The organism is Planomonospora corallina (assembly GCF_042650625.1).
In the GTDB taxonomy this organism is placed as follows: domain Bacteria; phylum Actinomycetota; class Actinomycetes; order Streptosporangiales; family Streptosporangiaceae; genus Planomonospora_B; species Planomonospora_B corallina.
Genome location: NZ_JBHSBM010000032.1, coordinates 1 through 1,935 on the forward strand (window position 1 = coordinate 1; position 1,935 = coordinate 1,935).

The 1,935-nt window shown below is 72.6% G+C and carries 1 protein-coding gene and 2 pseudogenes; 2 read left to right on the forward strand and 1 reads right to left on the reverse strand.

All coding sequences use genetic code 11. The features are described from left to right. Positions 1-441 (reverse strand): annotated as a pseudogene (locus tag ACFOWE_RS25185) (phospholipid carrier-dependent glycosyltransferase); the annotation flags it as partial. A 240-nt stretch (positions 442-681) separates the two neighbouring features. On the opposite strand from ACFOWE_RS25185, the gene rsmI reads away from it, so the two are divergent. Together rsmI and ACFOWE_RS25195 are read left to right on the forward strand one after the other, a co-directional pair. Next, entirely contained in the window at positions 682-1,536 is an 855-nt protein-coding gene (rsmI, locus tag ACFOWE_RS25190; RefSeq protein ID WP_377291955.1) for a 16S rRNA (cytidine(1402)-2'-O)-methyltransferase, read from the forward strand. A 21-nt stretch (positions 1,537-1,557) separates the two neighbouring features. Then, positions 1,558-1,935: pseudogene (locus ACFOWE_RS25195) on the forward strand (phospholipid carrier-dependent glycosyltransferase); the annotation flags it as partial.

Here is a 1,935-nt window from a genome sequence, read left to right on the forward strand (position 1 = left end):
GCCGAAGGGGGTCATGCCGAAGATCTGCTCGCCGGTGGCGATCAGCCACTTGCCCAGCGGCGGGTGGACGACATAGGAGGCGCACTTGTCCAGCTCGGTCGCGGCGCATTGCTCCCAGATGCCGGTCTTGCCCTGCATGAGGAGCTTGTCGGCGTCCTTGACGGCGGTCCGCTCGACACCGAAGTTGAGCAGGGAGAAGCCGTCCTTGGCGTAGTAGGTCTCGTCGAACATGACCGCGTCCGGGCGGCCGAGGTTCACGAAGCGCAGGACCGCGCCGAAGGCGGCCACCAGCAGCGGGCCGATCCATCCCTGCAGCGGGCTGCCCGGCATGGGCGGCACCAGCCGGTCGCGCACGGAGGGCTCGGGCCCGCTCTCCGGGAGCCCTCCCGGTCGGGGCTCCGGCTGCTCGGACACCTGGTCAGGGAAATCGGTCACGGCCACCCGGACATCGTACGGGGCTCGTCACCCCCGCACCTCAAGAAACATCCCGTACATACCCAACCGGGGAGCTTCTCCACTTCCGGCGGCCGCGTGCGGGGCCGTACCTCAGCCGTGTCCCCAACCGTGACGCCCACCGTGCCTCCAGCTGTGACCCCTGCCGTGACCCCCGCAGGGCCGTGCCGGGCCGCGTCGGCGGGCCGCGTCGGCGGGCGGAGGCGGCGGGCGGAGGTGGTGGGCGGGATGGGAGAAGATGGGAGGGTGACGGACAACGGCAGGCTGGTGCTGGCGGGGGCTCCGATCGGGCAGGCGGGCGACGTCTCGCCGCGGTTGCGCCAGGCGCTGGCGAGCGCCGACGTGGTGGCCGCCGAGGACACCCGCCGGCTGCGCCGCCTGGCGGCTGACCTGGACGTGGAGATCGGCGGCCGGATCGTCTCCTACTACGACGCCAACGAGGCGGGGCGGGCCGCAGAGCTCCTGGAGGTGCTGCTGGCCGGCTACACCGTGCTGGTCATCACCGACGCGGGCATGCCCGGCGTCTCCGACCCCGGCTACCGGCTGACCCGCATGGCCGTCGACGCCGGGGTGACGGTCACTTCCCTGCCGGGCCCGTCCGCGGTCACCACCGCCCTGGCGGTCTCCGGGCTCCCCAGCGACCGGTTCTGCTTCGAGGGCTTCCCGCCGCGCAAGCCGGGCGAGCGGGCGCGCAGGCTGGCCGCGCTGGCCGGCGAGGAGCGCACGATGGTCTTCTTCGAGGCCCCGCACCGGCTGGCCGCGGCCCTGGCCGCGATGGCCGAGGCGTTCGGCGCCGGCCGCCCCGCCGCGGTCTGCCGGGAGCTGACCAAGACCTACGAGGAGGTACGGCGGGGCGGTCTGGGAGAGCTCGCCGAGTGGGCCGCGCGGGGCGTCAAGGGGGAGATCACGATCGTGGTCGCCGGGCACGTCCAGGAGGCGCTGGAGCCGGTCATCGAGGACCTGGTCGCCGAGGTCGCCCGGCGGGAGGAGGCTGGGGTGCCGAGGAAGCACGCGATCGTGGACGTCGCCAAGGCAGCGGGTGTCCCCAAACGCGATCTCTATGACGCTGTCCATCGCGGCTGATTTGTCAGCATAATCTCCTGGATGGGATCAACCAGGGACCGGCTGGTGCCGCCCATGCCGGGCAGCCCGCTGCAGGGATGGATCGGCCCGCTGCTGGTGGCCGCCTTCGGCGCGGTCCTGCGCTTCGTGAACCTCGGCCGCCCGGACGCGGTCATGTTCGACGAGACCTACTACGCCAAGGACGCCTTCGCGCTGCTCACCTTCGGCGTCGAACGCAAGGCGCTGGGCAGCGTCGAGGACCCGGTCGCCGACCGCATGCTCCTGGCCGGTGACACGCGCATCTGGGAGACGTGCGCCCCGCCGGAGGCCGACCCCTGCGCGCTGTACGTGGCGCACCCGCCGTTGGGCAAGTGGCTGATCGCCACCGGCGAGCAGATCTTCGGCATGACCCCCTTCGGC

Excerpts from the sequence above, each read along its gene's own strand:
- rsmI (WP_377291955.1), top strand. The coding sequence starts at position 682 with ATGGGAGAAGATGGGAGGGTGACGGACAACGGCAGGCTGGTGCTGGCG.